Source organism: Nocardioides candidus (assembly GCF_041321175.1).
GTDB lineage: Bacteria > Actinomycetota > Actinomycetes > Propionibacteriales > Nocardioidaceae > Nocardioides.
This window is the reverse complement of record NZ_JBGGWC010000006.1, coordinates 38,625-57,283: the sequence shown is the minus strand read 5'-3', so window position 1 is coordinate 57,283 and position 18,659 is coordinate 38,625. Positions and strand designations below refer to the sequence as shown.

At 67.4% G+C, this 18,659-nt stretch carries 17 protein-coding genes and 1 tRNA gene; 7 read left to right on the top strand and 11 right to left on the bottom strand.

Going from position 1 to position 18,659, the window contains the following annotated elements; genetic code table 11:
• Positions 1–26 precede the first annotated feature (26 nt).
• The 4 genes from ACAX67_RS21205 to ACAX67_RS21190 all read right to left on the bottom strand — a co-directional run bounded on the left by ACAX67_RS21205 (position 27) and on the right by ACAX67_RS21190 (position 5,539).
• Complete coding sequence (locus ACAX67_RS21205; RefSeq protein WP_370705897.1) at positions 27–617, bottom strand: hypothetical protein; 591 nt, start codon at positions 615–617, stop codon at positions 27–29.
• A gap of 77 nt (positions 618–694) precedes the next feature.
• On the bottom strand, positions 695–1,825 hold the full coding sequence (locus ACAX67_RS21200; protein WP_370705896.1) for a response regulator: 1,131 nt from the start codon (positions 1,823–1,825) through the stop codon (positions 695–697).
• A 4-nt stretch (positions 1,826–1,829) separates the two neighbouring features.
• A complete protein-coding gene (locus tag ACAX67_RS21195) occupies positions 1,830–3,443 on the bottom strand; it encodes a sensor histidine kinase (RefSeq protein ID WP_370705895.1) in 1,614 nt (537 codons plus the stop codon).
• A 2-nt stretch (positions 3,444–3,445) separates the two neighbouring features.
• The gene (locus tag ACAX67_RS21190; RefSeq protein WP_370705894.1) at positions 3,446–5,539 is read right to left on the bottom strand and encodes a putative bifunctional diguanylate cyclase/phosphodiesterase; all 2,094 of its coding nucleotides are present in this window, start codon (positions 5,537–5,539) and stop codon (positions 3,446–3,448) included.
• A 210-nt stretch (positions 5,540–5,749) separates the two neighbouring features.
• Between ACAX67_RS21190 and ACAX67_RS21185 the strand changes: the two genes are divergently transcribed.
• The 5 genes from ACAX67_RS21185 (at position 5,750) to ACAX67_RS21165 (ending at position 9,398) form a co-directional block, all read left to right on the top strand.
• Positions 5,750–7,093, top strand: coding sequence for a glycosyltransferase family 2 protein (locus ACAX67_RS21185; protein ID WP_370705893.1), 1,344 nt, complete (start codon positions 5,750–5,752; stop codon positions 7,091–7,093).
• Positions 7,094–7,133: 40 nt separating this feature from the next.
• Positions 7,134–7,207, top strand: a tRNA-Pro gene (locus ACAX67_RS21180).
• 749 nt (positions 7,208–7,956) lie between these two features.
• Entirely contained in the window at positions 7,957–8,397 is a 441-nt protein-coding gene (locus tag ACAX67_RS21175) for a hypothetical protein (protein WP_370705892.1), read from the top strand.
• Positions 8,398–8,645: 248 nt separating this feature from the next.
• Positions 8,646–8,906, top strand: coding sequence for a hypothetical protein (locus ACAX67_RS21170; RefSeq protein WP_370705891.1), 261 nt, complete (start codon positions 8,646–8,648; stop codon positions 8,904–8,906).
• Positions 8,907–8,960: 54 nt separating this feature from the next.
• Positions 8,961–9,398, top strand: a complete 438-nt coding sequence (locus tag ACAX67_RS21165) for a hypothetical protein (RefSeq protein ID WP_370705890.1) — start codon at positions 8,961–8,963, stop codon at positions 9,396–9,398.
• Positions 9,399–9,510: 112 nt separating this feature from the next.
• Here ACAX67_RS21165 and ACAX67_RS21160 read toward each other — a convergent pair whose 3' ends face one another.
• The 4 genes from ACAX67_RS21160 to ACAX67_RS21145 form a co-directional block, all read right to left on the bottom strand.
• Positions 9,511–10,929 carry an ApeA N-terminal domain 1-containing protein gene (locus ACAX67_RS21160; protein WP_370705889.1) on the bottom strand — a complete coding sequence of 473 codons (1,419 nt, stop codon included), beginning with the start codon at positions 10,927–10,929 and terminating at the stop codon, positions 9,511–9,513.
• Positions 10,930–10,932: 3 nt separating this feature from the next.
• Positions 10,933–11,691: a hypothetical protein gene (locus ACAX67_RS21155; RefSeq protein ID WP_370705888.1), complete on the bottom strand. Its 759-nt coding sequence runs from the start codon at positions 11,689–11,691 to the stop codon at positions 10,933–10,935.
• Positions 11,692–11,769: 78 nt separating this feature from the next.
• The gene (locus tag ACAX67_RS21150; protein WP_370705887.1) at positions 11,770–12,597 is read right to left on the bottom strand and encodes a hypothetical protein; all 828 of its coding nucleotides are present in this window, start codon (positions 12,595–12,597) and stop codon (positions 11,770–11,772) included.
• A gap of 180 nt (positions 12,598–12,777) precedes the next feature.
• The gene (locus tag ACAX67_RS21145) at positions 12,778–13,236 is read right to left on the bottom strand and encodes a hypothetical protein (RefSeq protein ID WP_370705886.1); all 459 of its coding nucleotides are present in this window, start codon (positions 13,234–13,236) and stop codon (positions 12,778–12,780) included.
• 1,422 nt (positions 13,237–14,658) lie between these two features.
• Here ACAX67_RS21145 and ACAX67_RS21140 point away from each other — a divergent pair.
• Positions 14,659–15,042: a hypothetical protein gene (locus tag ACAX67_RS21140; RefSeq protein WP_370705885.1), complete on the top strand. Its 384-nt coding sequence runs from the start codon at positions 14,659–14,661 to the stop codon at positions 15,040–15,042.
• A 54-nt stretch (positions 15,043–15,096) separates the two neighbouring features.
• Here ACAX67_RS21140 and ACAX67_RS21135 read toward each other — a convergent pair whose 3' ends face one another.
• Positions 15,097–16,632, bottom strand: a complete 1,536-nt coding sequence (locus tag ACAX67_RS21135; RefSeq protein ID WP_370705884.1) for a SulP family inorganic anion transporter — start codon at positions 16,630–16,632, stop codon at positions 15,097–15,099.
• A gap of 171 nt (positions 16,633–16,803) precedes the next feature.
• Here ACAX67_RS21135 and ACAX67_RS21130 point away from each other — a divergent pair, with 171 nt between their 5' ends.
• Positions 16,804–17,223 carry a MerR family transcriptional regulator gene (locus tag ACAX67_RS21130; RefSeq protein ID WP_370705883.1) on the top strand — a complete coding sequence of 140 codons (420 nt, stop codon included), beginning with the start codon at positions 16,804–16,806 and terminating at the stop codon, positions 17,221–17,223.
• Positions 17,224–17,246: 23 nt separating this feature from the next.
• Here the strand turns inward: ACAX67_RS21130 and ACAX67_RS21125 are convergent, their stop codons facing one another.
• Together ACAX67_RS21125 and ACAX67_RS21120 are read right to left on the bottom strand one after the other, a co-directional pair.
• Positions 17,247–17,999, bottom strand: coding sequence for a hypothetical protein (locus ACAX67_RS21125; RefSeq protein WP_370705882.1), 753 nt, complete (start codon positions 17,997–17,999; stop codon positions 17,247–17,249).
• Positions 17,996–18,517, bottom strand: a complete 522-nt coding sequence (locus ACAX67_RS21120; RefSeq protein WP_370705881.1) for a SigE family RNA polymerase sigma factor — start codon at positions 18,515–18,517, stop codon at positions 17,996–17,998. Before ACAX67_RS21120 ends, ACAX67_RS21125 begins: the two co-directional genes overlap by 4 nt.
• Positions 18,518–18,659: the final 142 nt, after the last annotated feature.

The window sequence follows — 18,659 nt, the reverse complement described above, 5'->3', positions numbered from 1 at the left end:
CCTGCCCGTGGGCGGAAGTGCGGAAGTCAGGCGGACTCGAACCAGGGACGGTGCAGGTCGTAGAAGGTGGCGCCGGCCATCGCGTACTCCAGCTCCTCGCGCATCGACTCCGGCGCGCCTTCCGCTTCGCCGGCACGCGCGGCGTCCTCACTCGTGAAGGCCACGGTCTCGGTGAACGTGCCGTCGGCCTCGAGCGCGAGCGTCGCGCCGAGGATGTCGGGGCGCATCCGGTGGATCGTGTCGGTCTCGGCGAACATCGCCTTCAACCGCGCGGGGTCGTCGACCCTGCCACGGATGACCTGGACGAAACCGGCCCGGTCCGAGCCGCCGTCCATGAGCAGCATGACGTCGTCGCAGTCGTGGAACTCCATAGGTCCGTCCATCACGGCCATCAGCTTCGCCGCCCACGCTCCCTGCTCGGGGCGTTCGGAGTTGGACGCGGCTGCTTCGCGTGACTCGAATCGGACGACACCGACGAACATGTCGTCGTCGGTGAAGCCGTAGGTGCCGCCGAGCCAGCCTGTCGCGCCGCCCGAGATGTCGCGGCGCCATTCATCGGCGAGGGCGTGGAGATCGTCCTGCCGTGTGCACTTTCCTTGGATTATCTGGATGAACACGGTTGCCTCCTCAGGGCCGGTTCGACGCTACGCCGGAGCACCTCGGCGTGCCATAGCGAATCCGGGTGAGGCGGCGACTAGCGAGTGAGTGCGAGTGCCTCGATCGCTCCGACGACGTCCATGCCGACGCCCTTCTCCAGGAACCGGGTCGCGCCCGCGGCGATCGCCTTGTCCTCCAGCAGCGACGAGGCGAAACCCGAGAGCACGATGACCGTGGCACCCGGAGCGACCTCGCGGATCTCCGGCAGTGCTTGGAGCCCGTCCATGACCGGCATCGCCAGGTCCATCACGATCACGTCGGGAGCGAGCTCGCGTGCTCGGGCGACCGTCTCGGCTCCGTCGCCCGCCTCGCCCACCACGTCGACGCCGGCGCGCTCGAGCTGGATGCGCAGCAGGCGCCGCATGTCGGAGTAGTCGTCGGCGATCAGCACGCGCATCCCCACGATCGAGGGTGTGGCCACCGTGGGATCGTCGGCATCGGCCGAGGCGGAGGCGGCTGCGCTGCGCACCAGGAGGCCGGGCCGCGGGTCGTCGTCGGCCCGGTCCAGCAGGAGGTCGCCCATCATCTGGCGCGCAGCCTGCAAGGTGCGCTCGAGGTAGGACTCCGCACCCGGCTGGTCGTCGAGCTGGAGCGCCAGCACGGCGGCGCTGATGCCCTGCACGACGTTGTCGTTGATCTCGAAGGCCTGGCGACGCCGTACCTGCCACTCCCGCAGGCTCGCGGCCAGGTCCTCGCTCTCCTTCTCCGCCCGGACCCGGTCGGTGATGTCGACGCAGGTGCCGCGCATCCGCACGGGGTTGTCGTTGTCGTCGGTGACCACCACCCCGTTGGTCGCCAGATGGCGCACCTCCCCGTCGGGGCGGACGATGCGCTCGGTCATCTGCCAGGACCCGCCGGACTGGTAGGCCTGTCGGTGCATGGCGGTGACCGCGTCCCGGTCATCGGGGTGGATCATCGCCAGGAACCGGTCGTAGGACGCGTTGAACGACTGCGGCTCGTGCCCGTAGATGCGGTAGAGCTGGTCGGACCACGAGTTCGTGTCGTTGACGATGTGCCAGTCGTAGTCGCCCATGTTGGCCAGGCGCTGCGCGTCGTCGACCCGCGCACGGAGCTCGGCGAGCGCCTCCCGGCAGTCCGCCAGCTCGATGCGCAGGTGTTCGGCTTCCAGACGCTCGGCCTCCGCAGCCGGGGTGTCGTGGTGGTCCATGGTGCTACCTCGTTCCCATCAGGTCGAACTCGATGACGGCACCGGGGCCGTCGGGTCGGGAGAGCGCGCGGATCCTGCCGCCGTGGCGCTCGACGATGCGTCGGCAGGTGCTCAGGCCCAGGCCGGTGCCCGGGACGTCGCCGTGGTGAGCCCGGCGGAAGGGCTCGAAGATCCAGTCGTGCGCGCCGTCGGGGATGCCGATGCCGCGGTCGGCGACGGTCACGAGCACCCGGCCGCCGTGGGTGTGGCAGGCGCTCACGGTGACCTCGGGGCACTCGCCCGGGCGGCTGTACTTGAGGGCGTTGCCGACCAGGTTCTCGACGAGCTGCCGGATCAGCACCGGGTCGCCGCGGACGGCGCCGAGGGTCGAGGCGTGCACCGACTGCTCCGCGTAGTGGTCCCGGGCGACCTGCGCGACGACCTCGCCGAGGTCCACCTCCTCGGGAGCGGCCTGGCGCTCACGCGCGATCGCGTCCGCGAGCAGGTCGTCCACGAGGTTGCGCATCCGCAACGAGGCGCGGGCGATGCCCTCGAGCACGTCGGCCGATCCCTGCGGCGGCCCGAGAGGTGCGGCGTCCAGCGAGAGCGCGAGCTCGTCGGTCCAGGCGTCGATCACGGTCAGCGGCGTCCGCAGGTCGTGGGCGACGCGGTGGGCGAAGGTGAGCAGCTCCTGCCTCTGGTCGCGCTCCTGCTCGAGCAGATCGGCCTGGAGCACGGCCGTGCGCTCGCGCATCGCGACGAGGACCAGGCCGACGACCAACGTCACGCCGACGAACAGCTGGGCCAGCAGCACGCCGGTGCGCACGTCGCCGACGTCCGAGAACGGTCCGCGTCCGAGGACGGTGAGCCCTAGCGTCGACCCGCCCGACGCCAGGGTGTGGAAGGCCACCGTCAACGGGGTGAAGCGCATCCCGGCCCACACGGTCATCGCGGGCATCAGGAAGGTCATCGGCCACGGCGTTGCGAAGTCGAGCCCGACGAGCAGCGCCGTCGTGGCGAGCAGCGCGCCCAGCTCGACCACCCCGGCGCCCTCGAGCGGAGGATGGTCCGCCGTCCGTCGCTGCGGGCGCCCGTACTTGTCGATCAGGAGGAGCGTCACGATGCCGGCCCCGGCCACGCCGCCGAGGTTGCGTCCCCACCATGCCATCGCGACCACGACGGGCAGCGGCTCGCCGATGACCGCCAGCGTGACGGCGCCGAACGCGACCCCGGCCAGGCAGCCGACCGCGGTCGCGCTGAGGAACCCGAAGAGCGCGCGCGGGCTGTCGAGGGGCGCGGGGCTCCGCTCGCCGGTGCCGGGGGACCACCGATCGAGCAGGAGTACGACGGCGAGCATGCCGGTCAGCTGCGAGGCGACCAGCACCACGGCGACCCCCGGACTGGCGCCGACGGCGAGGCCGACCAGGGCGCCGATGCTGCAGAGCACGAACAGGCCGATGCCGCGGGTGACCTCCGAGCGCTCGGTGACGAACCATGCCAGGGCGACGCCGGCGGCGGGCCAGATGAGGGCGATCGGCCGGTCGTCGACGATCGAGAGGCGGCCGACGACCGTGGACAGCAGGTAGACCGCCAGGAGCCAGCCGCGGGTGACGGCTGCGGGAGTCGGCCTGGTGCCCATCGTCAGAACACCCCGATCGCCTGCACCGTGCGGACCGCGTGCTCGGCGGGCACGCCGGGACTGTAGAGGTAGCCCTGGGCCTCGTCGCAGTCGCGCGCCCGCAGGTACTCCTCCTGGTCGCGCGACTCGACCCCCTCGGCCACGATCGTCACCCCGAGCGCGTGGCCCATCACGATGATGGCGTCGACGATGGGGGCGTGGCTGTCGGCGTCGATCTCGCGGATGAACGACCGGTCGATCTTGAGCTTGTCGACGGGGAAGCGGGTCAGGTAGGCGAGGCTGGAGTAGCCGCGGCCGAAGTCGTCGACGGCGATGCTCACGCCGAGCGCACGCAGCTCGCTGAGCAGGTCGAGCACCTCCCAGCGGTCGTCCATCAGGATGCCCTCGGTGATCTCGAGCTCGAGCTGGCTCGCCGCGAGCCCCGAGTCGTTGAGGGCGCCGACGACCTCGCCGAACCAGCTCGTCGTGCGGAACTGTCGTGGGGAGACGTTGACCGCCAGCTTGAGCGGTCGGCCGAGGACCTCCTGGAAGGACGCGACGTCGCGGCACGCGCGGCGCAGGACCCAGCCGCCGAGCTGGACGATCATGCCGCTGTCCTCGGCGACCGGGATGAACTGGTCGGGCGAGACCGGCCCGTAGTCCCGGCTGCGCCAGCGCGCGAGCGCCTCGAAGCCCTCGACCCGGCCGGTGCGGAGGTCGACCTGGGGCTGGTAGGCGATCGACAGCTCGCGCGAGCCGATGGCGTGCCGCAGAGCCGACGCCATGCTCATCCGGTCGTTGGTCTCGTCGAGCATGGCGGGGCGGAACCACTGGAACGCGTTGCGACCGGACGCCTTCGCCTGGTACATCGCCGTGTCGGCATGCTTGAGCAGCGCCGTGGGGTCGGTGCCGTGGCGCGGGTAGACCGCACCGCCGATGCTCACGGTGAGGGCGAGCTCGTGGCCGGCCACGACCACGGGGCGCATGAGGTCCTCGAGCAGCGCCTCGACGCGGGCGTCCAGGACCTCCGCGTCGACCAGGCCGTCGACGACGATCACGAACTCGTCGCCGCCGAAGCGGGCGACGAGCTCGCCGGGCATGGTCCAGCGCTGCAGCCGTTCGCCCACGCGGAGGAGCAGCTCGTCACCGGTGTGGTGCCCGAGTGAGTCGTTCACCCGCTTGAAGTGGTCGAGGTCGAGCAGGAGGAGGGCGATCTCGGTGCCGTCGCGATCGGCGTCAGTGATGGCTTCGCGGAGGTGCTGCACCAGCTTGGTGCGGTTGGGCATCCGCGTGAGGCCGTCGTGGGTGGCGAGGAAGACGACCTCGGCCTGCGCCTCCCTGCGGTTGGTGATGTCGTAGGCGACGGCGAGGTAGCCGGTGGTCGCGCCCGTGTCGTCGGTCAACGGCGTGATCGCCTCGTTGACCGGCACGCACTCGCCGTCGCGACGGCGATAGGTCCGCTCCCTCTCGTCGCCGGCCGCGGCGGCGAGCGACGACGCGCCGTCCATCGGCAGTGGGGTGTCCGCGTGGAGGTCGGTCAGGCGCGCACCGACGAGCGCGTCCTGGCTGAAGCCGAGCAGCCGCTCGGCCGACGGGTTGGCAGTGAGGATGACGCCGTCGGCGTCCGTGGCGAGCACGCTGAAGGGGATGCTGTCGAGGATCGACCTGCGCAGGGCGCCCTGGCGGGCCTCGTCCTGGGCGGCCTGGACCTCCAGACGCTCGCTGATGTCGATGACCGAGGCGAGCACGAAGTGCTCGGAGCCGATGTCGATCGGGTTGAGGCCGATCTCGATCGGCACCTCCGAGCCGTCGCTGCGGAGTCCGTAGAGCTCCCGGCCGGCCCCCATCTCGCGCCGGTCGGGCCGCTGGAAGAAGTCGCCACGGAACGTCCGGTGCCGGCCCCGGAAACGCTCGGGGAGCAGCTGCTCGACCTCCATCGACAGCAGCTCGTCACGCGAGTACCCGAAGGACCGCTCGGCCTGGCTGTTGACGAGCACGATGCGACCGCGGTCGTTGACCATGATCATCGCGTTCGGGGCAGCCTCGACCACGTGCAGCAGGCGCTGCTGCGCGAGGGGGTCCGCGTCGGCGCGCGTCCCCGTCCCCATGTGCTCCATCGCTCGTCCCCTTGTGCTCCCCTCCTGTGACGGTAGGTGCGGACGGCGGCCTGCGCGGCGCATTGGCCGCACGCGCGGCGAGATCGAACCGATCGGGAGGCGCGACCCGACCCGAAAGGACTAGGTCGGACGTGGACGATCGGCCGGTTTCGGCCCGACTCGGCCCTAGGAGCGCCACGAGCGACCTACCGTCGGGCGCGGAGGGTGTGGATGAGCGAGAGATTCAGCCGGGTCACGGGGGTGGCTGTGCTCGGGGCGGCAGTCGTGGGCGCCGGCGCAGTGGCGTGGCTGGGAGCGAGGGTGAGCCTCCTCCTGGCGATCGCCTGCGCCCTCCTGTCGGTCGGCGCGGCCGTCGCCCTCGAGGGCTGGCTGGTCACCAGGTCGCGGCGCAGCGAGCGGGTGGCGACCATGCCGCTCGCGCCTCGGGTCGTGATGGCGCAGACCAGGGGAGTGTTCGCCGGACCGGTCACGGTCACGGTGCTCATCCCGGCCCACAACGAGGAGACCCGGATCCGGGCGACCCTCGCCGCGCTCCACGCGCAGACCCGCATGCCCGAGAAGGTCGTCGTCGTCGCCGACAGCTGCACGGACTACACCGCGAGCATCGCGCGGGCCTGGGGTGTCGAGGTCTTCCGGACCGTCGGCAACGAGCACGCCAAGGCCGGTGCGCTGAACCAGGCGCTCGGGGAGGTGCTGCCCGAGCTCGGCGACAACGACGTCGTACTCGTCATGGATGCCGACACCGTGCTCGACCGCGGCTTCGTCGAGGCGGCCGTGCGCCGGATGACCGACGACCGGGCGCTCATGGCGATCGGCGGACAGTTCTTCGGTGAGCCCGGTGGCGGGTGGTTGGGCCTGCTCCAGCGCAACGAGTACCTCCGCGTCAGCCGCGACGAGCGGCGCCGCAACGGCGGGATCGTCGTGTTGAGCGGTACGGCGTCCGTCTTCCGCCCACGCGCCCTGCGCGCGATCGCCGCGGCCCGTGGCACGCTGCTGCCCGGCCGGGCCGGCGACGTCTTCGACACCGTGGCGCTCACCGAGGACGACGAGCTGACCCTGGCGCTGCGCTCCCTGGGCGCGCTGATGATCTCCCCACCCCAGTGCGCGGTGGTGACGGAGGTGATGCCGTCCTGGGCGGCCCTGTGGAACGAACGCCTGCGCTCTCGCCGCGGCGCGCTGGAGAACCTGGCGGCGTACGGCGTCCACCTCCACACCTACCGCCTGTGGGCGCGCCAGCTCGGCATCGGGTACGGCGTCGTCGCCATCGCGTCCTTCGCACTGCTCCTGGCGACGATCGCGGTGTCCATGGAGTCGTCTACATGGGCTCCACTCCTCGTCAGCGCTCTCTCCGTCTTCGCGATCGAGCGGGTGGTCACCGTGTGGCGTGGCGGCTGGGCCTCGCGCGGGATCGCGGCCCTGGTGCTGCCGGAGCTGGCCTACGCCTGCTTCCTCGGTGCGGTGTACGTGAAGGGCGTCATCGACATCGCCCTCAAGAAGCAGCCGACCTGGCAGCCGATGATCCCCGATTCCGGCCGCCTGGGTGCGCTGCGGTAGTGTTCCACCCGCTCCGGACGGCGATCCCGGACGGGGCTTTCGGGCTGTGGCGCAGCTTGGTAGCGCACTTGACTGGGGGTCAAGGGGTCGCAGGTTCAAATCCTGTCAGCCCGACCGAAGAATGAGCAGGTCGGAGGCGGTGTCGAAGACATTCGGCACCGTCTTCTGTCATCTGTAGCGAGCCGAGCAACACACTTCCAACACGCTTCGATTTTGGGATTCTTGGGTTATCTGGCAACTCTGACGCCTTGCAACACACCTCCTGTGTGCCTGTTGGGCTTCCGTGACTTCCCGGACGGGCTCGGGCGCGCGCGTCGCGTCTAATACCGCTTCAGGCATGCGATTGGTGCGGCGACACGCTGAGGTTGGCTCCCAAAGATTTGGCCGCTAGGTGCAACCCTTGACGTAGCGACTCAGACCGAACTGGGTCACTCAGCGAGAGAGGGGGTGAGCAGCATGGCGAAGTCCAAGCCTCCGCAGGTACCGAAGCCTGGAGGCGGCACGCGTGAGCGTGACCGCAACAAGGACGGCCGCTGGCGTGACAAGCGCAGCGATGCCAAGCCGAAGTAACCCGATGCAGGACGGGGAAGTCCTGTAGAAGAGTCCCCGAGGCACTGAAATTGCCTCGGGGACTCTCGCGTTGCAGCGTAGAGCGTAGTTCTGCCCGTTGCTAGGCGCGGCTCCACCTGAGACCAGTGCGTACGACTCCTGTCGAGCACCATCCATCACGCGTCAACTAGAACCCGTTCTACTCTGCATAGGTTATCGCTGACTCTGCGCAGTCTTTTCGAGTCGAGTGCTCGCCTTGCGGCGAGGTGAGCGTTTGGTCAGCGGGGCTGGCCTGGGGCTGAGAACATTCCGACGTGGCCTCGTACCCAACAGACGTTGTCCTGGCAGCGCTCGACTTCGAGCCAACCCGCGAGCAGATGCGTCTGTTCTGGAACTCTAAGGAGGAGGACGACCTTCTGGCCGACCCCGCTGTGGGCGAGCGTTGCTGGCTCGGCACAACCGACGCTGGCAAGGACGTCCAACCGGGGCCTGCTGGCGCCGTCGGCACGCTCCTGTTCCTGATGGGGACGCTCCCTGACTACAAGGCCCCGCGCCTCACGTCCGAACTTGAGAGTCTGATTCTGTGGGCGTATGACCGCGCTGTCGGCGACGGCTGGCCATGCGTTCAGCCAGAGACGCTGCGCGCGTTCTTAGAAGACCACCTCGGCTGCTACCTCGTGACCGAAGGTTGTCCTTCGCAAAGGCGGCTCGGCCGCGCGGCGGGCTCCAAACCTCCTGACACCACAAATGCATAAATCTGTCGGAGACGCATGAGCCCCGTTCTGACCGTGTTGTTCGAAAACGGATAATGCGCCCGTGAACTTGGGTGTTCGGCCACGCCTGAAACAGCCGACGCGTAGTGAGCCACCATCGGGAACCCGCGCAGGAGAAGATGCGTCACATGAAGGTGGCGAGAGTGCGACAGTGCATCGCGGTGCTTGCCTGCGGAGTGCTCGGTGCTTGCGCAGGCGAGGGCGGCTCGTCTAGTAGTGGCGGGGACTGCGTGAGTCACTACGACAACGAAGTCAGCGCGCCGACCTGGCCTCGGTTAAAGGCCGAACTTCGCGACTACGGCGAACAGGGTCGTGTTGCCTCACTTCGGGTTCAGGAACGAGGCAAAGACGTCGACAGTCCAGGGGATGAGGAAGTGCTTCGCGTCGTGGTGGTGCTGAACCGTCATGATCGTCGCCTCGGCCACTTCGACGTGTGGCGCGATGATTCCGGACGCTGGCGTGCCGGCACGTGGAACCAATGCATCGACTAGCGCCGCTCGGCGTGCGCGGTCGTGTTTGGCGGCATTTCCCGGCAGGATCTCTTCATGGGTTACTCGGTGCGACTTATCAAGGGCGAGGTCATCATCCCGGCATCGAAGGCGGAGGCCGCCTTGGCAGCGGTACATGAACTGGACCGCCGCGATGACCTAAAGTCCGGGTGGACCCGCGACGATGACGGGGTGGAGCGCCGTTACTGGGCGTTCGCCAGCCTTGCTGACGTTCGGGCTGCCCGCACGTTGAGTGACGTGCTGAAAGCCTTTCGCTTCGAGCCAATGCTTGAGCCAGACGGCGAGTTGTACGGTGTGGAGTTCGGTGGCCAGAACAGGGGCGACGAGGTCCACCTCTGGACTGCCCTTGCACCTTTCGTCGAGCCGGGTGGCGAGATGGTCTGGTTGAGTGAGGACGAGGACGACGCCCTGACCCGGTGGACCTTCGATGGCAGCTCGCTGGCGGTGAGCGCCGGGAGGATGGTGTTCGACTGAGGTTGGCGCGCAACGCAGACCTAACCCTCTGAGGCCCAAATGCATAAATCGGTCTGAGGCGCATGAACCCGATTCTGACCGTGCAGTTCGGATTAGGATAGTGCGCACAGAGTCAGTCGGGCAGCGAGTCGGGAGGCTCCTCGTTGTGACCTGTCGTCGTTGCCTGGGTCGCCCTTAATCGCTCCTTCACCCAATCGACCTGGCGATGGGTAGCAATCGACTGAGACACCTGGTGGTCGTAGCCGCACTCTCGCAACAGTGCGAGCACCAGCACGAAGTACAGGGACTCGCTGAGGTAGTGGACTCGCTCTGAACTCACCGGAGTGTTGCGAGCCGGCTCATGCACGAACCCGTTCCGCACGTCTCGCACTTCTTCGGACCACGCTTTCGCATCGCCCACGAGTGCCACCGCCTCGTCGCCGCCGAAGGCAACCAGGTCACGCAACCGCTGCAGTAAGCGAGGCTCGTTGCTGTACTGGAGTTGGGAGTGCAGCCACTCTTGATGCTCTGAGGGCACGTGCTTCACCAGCATCCGCTTGAAAGCGCGGTACTCCTCGCGCGGCCTCAACTCATTCGGGAACCTCACGCGGTGCAGTGCCTCTGCCGCTCCAACCACGTTCTGGAAGCGGCTTTCGAGGTAGCCCACCCGGCCATAGCGGACCGTCATGAGTGCGTCCACGGGATGCCGTAGTTCGTCGCGCACGACGACCCATCGCGCGACGGCAGCCAGTCCGCCCAACTGTTCGTAGGTGAAGAGTAGGTCTGTTGAACGTGTTCGAACCGAAGGGTCCGCGCCCTCGCGGTTGTTGATGAGTAGGTCGAGGCGCTTCAGTGGCGCGTCCGAGGAGTCGTCGCGCGTAGCGCCGGGGTGCGTGACAACCAATGAGTGCATCCGACGTTGGCGATTCGCAGCAATCGTCACCAGGTCCTGCACCGCGCTGGCGCGCCTCAGCAACTGGTCGAGAGGCTGGAGGTGGTCAAACTGCAACTCGAACCGCCGCATTTGGTGAATGCTGTCCTGGCTCGCGTCGTCGCCACCGTCGGTTCGCCATCCGTAGCGAAGCGAGACCGAGCCGAACGGCGCGCCCACCGTCTCGGGAGGTATCGGGTTGAGCGTGAGCGAGTAATGCATGGCGTCGGCTGGCTCGTGCCTCCAGTCGCGCTCAACCGCAGTTCGCCCAATCCACTCGGGCGCTCCATCGACCTCGAACGAGATGGAGTTGAACTCAAGGTCGCCGTCGTCGTCAAAGCACGCACCCTTGACCACAACTCCAACGGAGAGACGTTGGGTGCCGCCGAAGAACTGCGTGTGAACAGGGAAGCATCTGTCCAGAGTCACGTAGTCGTCCTCCAGCATCCCGACAACGCGTCGGGACGGGCTTGACGCGTCGACAAGGTTGTCGTGAACGTCAGGATTCGCATGGAGGGTCAGTTCGCCGCCTCCATCCGTCGAGAATCGCAGCGTGCCTGGGAAGCGACGGGATTCGTTCGAAGGCAGCCAGAACCAGCCGAACTCAGTCAGTTCATCCATCGCTTAATCGTCCAGGTCGTCGCTGTAGTTGTCCCAGGTCACGTAGTCCTCCCAACCTGGCGGGATTAGCCGGCCATCGCGTCGCGCCTCTACCCACTCCCGCCAGTAGCGAACGCCGTCGCCGAATCCGAAGTCCATGTGCAGTGGCTTAGGTTCCAGAGCATCGAACTCGTCCGCCGACAGGCCAAGCACTCCAGCCGCTTCCTCGGCGGTGATGTAGCAACGGAGCCATTCGCGCTCGCTAACCTCGCCAGCCGCCTTGCGTGCTCGCTTCAAGTCCTTAACGAGCCGGCGCACCTTGACGCCCGAGATGAGCGTCAGTCGGTTGCCCTCCGAGCCGAGCGACAGCCCAGGCTCCTCTTCGCCTGAGACCTCCAACCACTCTTGCCCTGCCTTCGACTTCTTGCCCCTGGCCTCGTCGTCCCAGTGCTCCAAGAAGTTCCGCCACGCGAGAACCTGCTCGAACTGCCGAACGTGCGGCATCTGCTCGCCGCGCTGCTCCAAGACCCAGGCGGCCTTCGCGGCTTGGCGGGCAGTCAGGATGAAGTAGTAGAGGTGGTCTTGAAACCGTGCTTCGAGGTCGGTCCACGATTTCGGCATGGGGCGAGGCAACTGACCATCAGCCTGAATCAGTCGCTCCGTCTCGGCCTCCTGCTTGCGGAAGGCCTTCTGCAGTCGCTTGTGCTGACGCAACGCGCGGTCGATGCGCTCAATGCACACGTTGGCCCACATCAGGTGCGTTGCCATGGTCTCGTTGCTCATCGCCGTGACCGTAGAACGCGGAGGCTCCCACAGCAAAGGGCGTACCTCAGTTGGGCACCTCGGGGTTGGCCGTGGTGCTCAAAGGTTCTTGCCCGACGCGACTCCGTGCCAGTACTCCGCAACCTGGCTGCCCCGAACCGTCACCTCGTCGGGCGCTTGGGGCGCTGGCCATATCTGCAACAAGTAGCGGTCGGGCGCGGACTCGTCCTCGTCTGGTGTATCTAGTTCGCGACCCTCGTCCATCCCGGTTGCGCAGTAGCGTGCGCGATACCACCCGGTCGCGGGCAACTCGATGCCAACGAACTCCTCAAAACTGGAGAGGAGCGCGTCGGACTCGGTGAACTCAACGGACGCCTCGACAACGTCCTGCCACGAAGCGTCGACGTCAGGTTGGTCGGGGTGCCATTCAATCTCGAACGGCACTTCTCCGGTGTGCAGCCCGGTCATCATCGACAGTTGGTGCGATGCCTGCGCGCCCAGCAATCCGTTTCGTTGGCCGGCTCGTGTCCCGTTCAGGTCATCACTTGGCTCGCTGCCCGCACTGAGGAACATGAAGCCGTAGTGCACAGGCATGAAATCGTCATAGAGGACCTTCGGGCCCTTAGGAGGTGCGCTGCTGACCTGCCGAGCGATGGCCGGCACCGGCTCTAGTCCGAGGGAGATGGCTTCGTTCGCGACCGTCTTGCGTCCCTGGAGGTAGGTGACCTCAATCTCCGTCGTCCCGTTCAACTCAGGTGCGAAGTTCATCGAATATTGCCGCGAGCCACCACCACCACCCTGGCGACCGTGGCCCAATTTTCCGTCTACGCCCTTGACGCGGAGCCGGCTTTCAAGGTCTTCATACAGCCGGAAACTACGGTCGTCCCCGGACGCCACCGGCGCTTCTCTGGTGAAGACGAAGGTCACCCACATCTGTCCTGCGGCTACCCCGATGGGCATTCGTTCCACTAACCAACCGTCATCGAACATTACTCTGAACTGGTCGGTTCGCGGTGTCGCCATGTTCGGACCCTATGGCCCGTCAGCACAATGTTGCAGCGACTTGAACAGAGGGGGTAACGCACGCAGCGCCCCGCGCCCTCGTGGTCAGCGGGTATGCAGTGCTGACGTCGCAGCCTGGAGAGTCGAACCGGCGGAACGTCGAACCTCCAGAGTCTCTGCGACTACCTCCGCAACGCGTTCCTTCGCCAGCACGACGTGATGTTGCAGGGCATCGAAGCGGGATGCGTCGTGATACGGATGCACTCGGTTCTGTATCTCCAGCGCGGCGACCGCCTCGCTGTCGGTAACCGAGCCAGCCCACAAGACGTCGCTCAGTCCTTTGCTGTAGAGCCGATGACCGCTGATGGCCTCGTCGTTAGGGGACGACAGAGAAGCCGAGGAGGTCCCGGTCCAGACGATGACGACACAGCGCTGGTCCCCGTCGTCGCGGTGGGCCCGCAAGGCGAGAGCCGTCCCTCCTCCGTTATTAGTGACGAGGACGGCTGCAGGCGCGTTTGGTTCCCAGGTGACGCCCAAGTCGAGCGGAATCACGTGCTCAGCCATCGGGCGACCCTATCGATACTTGCGTGCCATGAGCGTTGTCGGCGCGTGCCCTCGCCAGGACCGACCCCTGATGCTGAGCACGTAAGTCTCGACGCCCTGCTGTCGTAGTTCGCGACGGAAGGGACGGCTAGCGAGGGGATGCATGAAGCAGAGGGCTCGCACCCAGACGAACGGGTGCGATGAAGACGACTGCTCCTGGCGTTCCCGCTCTGCTGCTTCCCGGAGCGCTGATTCGGGCGTCGAACGGTTTTGCAGGGTCCAGCCCATCTCGTTAGAGCGAACGAGTTCGTCCAAGACGTCTGGCGGCATGCTCGGGTTGCCGGACGCCCACAAGCGGACGGGAGGGATGGGGTCCCAGGCGAGTTCGCGTAGACGGTCGGGACTCGTACCAAGGCTCCTGGCTTCGAGCACGCGGAGGTAACCCTCGTATCGCTCGCGCGGAGTACGCGAGTAGCGGTCGCTCACCGAACCATCCTGCCGCCTTCGCCTTCGTGAGCCCATCGCTTTAGCGCCGACACTCGAAGCCGGCTCCCAAAGTTCAGAGCGTTGGAGGTGTTCTGCCAGCGTCCTGGGAGGCCTCTCACTGCCGAGCCACCCTGTAGGGGGAAAGTCCGTCAGACTCAACCTGACGACATTCCACGACGACGAAGCCTGGCCTAGTACGCGTTGGGGCTGACAATGACTCCATGCCATCACCCCTCGTCGATGACGCGACATTGAATCGCCTTGCTCGACTGTCTGAACGGGCCGACCCTCCACCGTGGCGCTCTATGGTCGAGGGTCGCGACCACGAATCCGGCGACGACTTCATCATGGTGGGCGAGGAAGAAGACAGGCGCGAGGACATCTACGTGTCTCGAGACACCGGCCCTGCGGATGCCGCGACCCAAGACCTCATCGTCGAGGCCCGGACATGGTTGCCACTTCTGGTCGCTGAGATTCAACGGCTCGGGCTGACCACCACTAGGCCAGCACGTCTCAGACCTCAGCCAGTCGACGTTCCACGACTACTAGGCCGGCCATCTGCTCGGAAGGGTCGTCAATCTCGTCAGGGTCATAGCCCCAGACGGTCTCTCCGCTTCGCCAGTCTGTGTAGACGAAGGCGTCGACCACCCATGAGTCGGGTCAGTCTTCGAGGTCTCTGTAGCCGACAACGTTCTCCACGACCAACCGAGCCCCATCGGCTTGCCTGTTAAGGGCATCGGCCATGAACTCGTCTCGTGACTGTCCATCTTCCCAAGGCTGGGGCACGTTCTCAGTCGTTGACCTCATGAGGCATCACTCCTGATGGCGATGCCAAAGGCGACCAGCCACTTGCCTGGAGCCACCTCCAACAATGGCAGACCCCTGCTCTCCACCAGGTGCTTAGCGGTGGTCCCAGCGTTCTCGGACCACTCGCTCATGTCTCCTGGGTGGAACAACATGCACACGTCGATCAGCGACCTGGCGTCGTTTCTTCTGCAGTCAGCAGCCTCTGACGTCGACCTGACCCTCGATTGCGACGGGAATCAGAGGGGAGCAGGCACCTTCGACTACGCCCCGCCCAGCACCCGTGCCGACGCGATACGGCAGGACTGGCCGCAAACACCGCTCGAAGCGCTGGGAGGCATGGCCGACCCAGACTCCCGACGTGGAGAACGACTGGGCGTCGAAAGGCTCAGCGATGGTGTCCGCTCGGACCAGCGAGGGCGCGTGACCGTCCAGTTCGCAGCACTCGATGCCGAGGGCGACACCGTCGCGGTGTACACCGTCGACCGGTTGTTCCGTGGCGTTTGGTCAGTCGGCCAGATGCAGGAATGCGCCTAGATCGAGGCTCGCGCGGGTGGTGGCACGCGGCGACCCCAACGGCGGCAGCGCCGCTCAGTGGGTGGCGAGCTGTCCGGTGAGTCGACGGTGGCGTTCTGCGCTGGAGTCGTTCAAGCCGATGATCTCGACGGACTTGCCCTTGCGCTGGTACTTGGTCGTGATGGCGTCCAGGGAAGCGACGGTGGAGGCGTCCCAGATGTGGGAGTCGGTGAGGTCGATGACGACCAGGTCGGGGTCCTCGGCGTACTCGAACTGGGTGTAGAGGTCGTTGCTGGAGGCGAAGAAGAGCTCGCCGGTCACCCGGTAGACGGCCGTGGGCTTGCCGTGCTCGTCGTCGACCACCTGCCGGTGGGTCTCGGTGAGGTGGGCGACTCGGCGGGCGAACAGCGTCATCGCCACCAAGACTCCGACGACAACACCGATGGCGAGGTTGTGGCTGGCAACGGTCACGGCGACCGTCGAGAGCATCACGAGGGTTTCCGACTTCGGCATCCGCCGCAGGGTGGCGGGCTGGATCGAGTGCCAGTCGAAGGTGCCGACGGCGACCATGACCATCACCGCGACCAGGGCGGCCATCGGGATCACGGCGACGACGTCGCCGAACCCGACGACCAGGATGAGGAGGAAGGTGCCGGCGAGGAAGGTGGAGATGCGCGTGCGGGCGCCGGACGCCTTCACGTTGATCATGGTCTGGCCGATCATGGCGCAGCCTCCCATGCCGCCGAAGAAGCCGGTGATGACGTTGGCGGCGCCCTGGCCCCATGCTTCGCGGGTCTTGTTGGAGTGCGTGTCGGTGATGTCGTCGACCAGCTTCGCGGTCAGCAGCGACTCCAGCAGTCCGACCAGCGCCATCGCCAGCGCGTAGGGGGCGATGACCTTCAGGGTGTGCAGCTCCAGCGGGACGTCGGGGATCAACAGCGAGGGGAGGCTGTCGGGCAGCTCGCCCTCGTCGCCGACGTTCGGCACGGTGAGTGCTGCCAGGACGGTGAACCCGGTCAGCGCGACGATGGCGACGAGTGGAGCAGGGATGACCGTGGTGATGCGGGGGAAGCCGACGATGACGGCGATGCCGACGAGGATCATCGGGTAGACCAGCCACGGCACGTCGATCATGTGGGGGATCTGGGCGAGGAAGATCAAGATGGCCAGAGCGTTGACGAATCCGACCATGACGGAGCGGGGAATGAATCGCATCAGGCGGGCCACCCCCGAGAGTCCGAGGACGACTTGGAAGACGCCGGCCAGCAGGACGGTGGCGATGAAGTAGTCCATGCCGTAGTTCTCGGCCACCGGCGCGATGACGAGCGCGACGGCGCCGGTCGCGGCGGAGATCATCGCCGGCCGGCCGCCGAGGAAGGCGATCGAGACGGCCATCGTGAACGAGGCGAACAGCCCGACCCGCGGGTCGACTCCGGCGATGATCGAGAACGAGATGGCCTCGGGGATGAGTGCGAGGGCGACCACCAGTCCGGCAAGCACCTCGGTGCGCAGCATCGCCGGCGAGCGGAGCGCGGTGCGGACCGTGGGCTCAATGGCGGGCAGTGCCAGGCGCTGGGTGCCGGGCGCATGCTCGCGCGTGGGGCGGGTCAAGGGTGCTCCGATCGGGATTCAGTGGTCGCCCGGCGCGGCTGAGCCGTAGGGCCGGGAGATGGCGTGCGTTCGGACGCGTGCGGGCCCGGTGGCTGGCAGAAGTCCTTGAGTGCCAAACCTACCGTTACGTGAGGGTAGGGTTGGAATCGTGCAGCAGTACGAGGAGGAGTCGTGACCGGCGACCTACCGTCGGTCGAAGCGCCAGCTGCGGCGACCGCCGTGCACATCGGGGAAGTCGCTGCTCGGACCGAGCTCTCTCTGCGCACCCTTCGCCACTACGACGAGGTCGGCCTCGTCCGGCCATCGGGGCGCACCGAGGGCGGTTTCCGGCTCTACACCGAGGCCGACATCGAGAAGGTGCTGCTCATCCGCCGGATGAAGCCCCTCGGCTTCACGCTCGAGGAGATGGCCGCGACGCTGACCGACATCGAGTCGATCGGCAGTCCCCGGCGCCAGCACCAGCGCGGCTCCGCCGCCCACGAGCGGCTCGCGGATCTCCTCGAAGAGACAGCGGGCCGCCGGGCGAAGCTGGTCCGGCAGCTCGCCATGGCCGACGAGTTCATCGACCTCCTGCGCTCCAGGCTCGCCTGACCGACAGCAGCGCGGACGTCGGGTCAGGAACCAGCCGGTGGGGCGAAGTGCATCCGGGCATCCCGGACGACGGCGGTGGCGTCGGCGTCGCTGATCGAGCGCGCGGCGCGCGCCTGGGCGAGCCTGGGAGCGGTCACGTAGTCGATGACGCTGACCCGGAAGCCGTCGTCGCGCACCAGGCTCGTCATGAAGAGCCACTCGCCGGTGGTCTGGAGGCGGGACACCTGGGTCGACAGGGTCCCGCCGGGCACGCTCTGCTCGTGGCACGTGGGGCAGTCGGTGGACTCGCCGGGCTTGGGGTATCCCATCAGCACGAGCGCGCGCTCCCCGTCGGCGACCGGGTACGCCGCCTGCCAGTCGGTCGCGGCGGCGAAGTAGGCATCGGGGATGGGGCCGTTGGTCGACCAGTCGCTCGGGTAGACGTCGTCGGGGGCGCCCAGCATCGTGAGGTGGGACGCCACGACGTCCTGCACGGTGTCGTCGACGTCGGTGCCGGCCACGAAGTCGACCGCGCCGGCAGCGGAGTCCGCGGGACCCGCGGCCGGGTCGGCGCCGCGCGCGGGATCGGACCCGGTGGTCGTCGTACTGCCGCCGAGGACCGACGCCGTGGCGACGGCCGCGACCGCGACGGCAGCGAGCCCCGCGCCCACGCCTCCGGCGACGCGGGTACGGCGGCGACGTCGTCCGCGGTCGAGGACGGCCGAGAGGTCGGGGCCACCCAGCATCTCGGCGGCGTCGTCGCGGTAGTGGTCACGCAACTGGTCTTCGACGTTCATCCTGAGTTCCTCTCACAGAGGTCGGGGGCCGGGCTGGACTCGGCCAGGAGCTGTTCCAAGCGGGTGAGAGCACGCGACGTCTGGCTCTTGACGGTCCCGACCGGAAGCTCCAGCACCTCCGCGACCGCGGCGACCGGGAGGTCGTCGAGGAAGCGGAGGGCCAGCACGGCCCGGTCGCGCGCGGACAGCCGCCGCAGCGCGGCCGTCAGGTCGAGCCGCTGCTCGGTCGCAACCGCCGCATCCGTGTCCGTCCGATCGGGCACCTCGTCGGCCAGCACCTCATGGCGCCCCTTGCGGAGCGAGGAGAAGCAGGCGTTGACGAGGACCCGACGGGCATAGGAGTCGACGGAGGTGCGTTGGATGCGCGGCCAGTACACGTACAGCTGCACGAACGTCTGCTGGGTGACGTCCTCGGCCGCCGTCCAGCTCCCGAGGATGGCGTGCGCCGTCCGCATCAACGGCCGGCGCCGCGCGGTGAAGTAGTCGCAGTACTCCTGCTCCCACGGCCGTGCTCCCATCGGCGCCCCTGTCCTCGCGTGCTCTCACCCAGTCAAGAGCCTGGCGGGCCCTGTGCGGTTCCCTTCCCGGGGAAAATTTCCGCCGCGCCCGCGCTCACCGTTGCGAGGAGTAGGTTGGCGAGCACGGTTCGGCGCCCCGCCG

Bases quoted from the DNA above. Each gene is read 5' to 3' on its own strand.
- ACAX67_RS21190 (WP_370705894.1), bottom strand. From the start codon at position 5,539: ATGGAGCACATGGGGACGGGGACGCGCGCCGACGCGGACCCCCTCGCG.
- ACAX67_RS21200 (WP_370705896.1), bottom strand. From the start codon at position 1,825: ATGGACCACCACGACACCCCGGCTGCGGAGGCCGAGCGTCTGGAAGCC.
- ACAX67_RS21140 (WP_370705885.1), top strand. From the start codon at position 14,659: ATGCACACGTCGATCAGCGACCTGGCGTCGTTTCTTCTGCAGTCAGCA.
- ACAX67_RS21160 (WP_370705889.1), bottom strand. From the start codon at position 10,929: ATGGATGAACTGACTGAGTTCGGCTGGTTCTGGCTGCCTTCGAACGAA.
- ACAX67_RS21120 (WP_370705881.1), bottom strand. From the start codon at position 18,517: ATGGGAGCACGGCCGTGGGAGCAGGAGTACTGCGACTACTTCACCGCG.
- ACAX67_RS21195 (WP_370705895.1), bottom strand. From the start codon at position 3,443: ATGGGCACCAGGCCGACTCCCGCAGCCGTCACCCGCGGCTGGCTCCTG.
- ACAX67_RS21165 (WP_370705890.1), top strand. From the start codon at position 8,961: ATGGGTTACTCGGTGCGACTTATCAAGGGCGAGGTCATCATCCCGGCA.
- ACAX67_RS21145 (WP_370705886.1), bottom strand. From the start codon at position 13,236: ATGGCTGAGCACGTGATTCCGCTCGACTTGGGCGTCACCTGGGAACCA.
- ACAX67_RS21125 (WP_370705882.1), bottom strand. From the start codon at position 17,999: ATGAACGTCGAAGACCAGTTGCGTGACCACTACCGCGACGACGCCGCC.
- ACAX67_RS21185 (WP_370705893.1), top strand. From the start codon at position 5,750: ATGAGCGAGAGATTCAGCCGGGTCACGGGGGTGGCTGTGCTCGGGGCG.
- ACAX67_RS21155 (WP_370705888.1), bottom strand. From the start codon at position 11,691: ATGAGCAACGAGACCATGGCAACGCACCTGATGTGGGCCAACGTGTGC.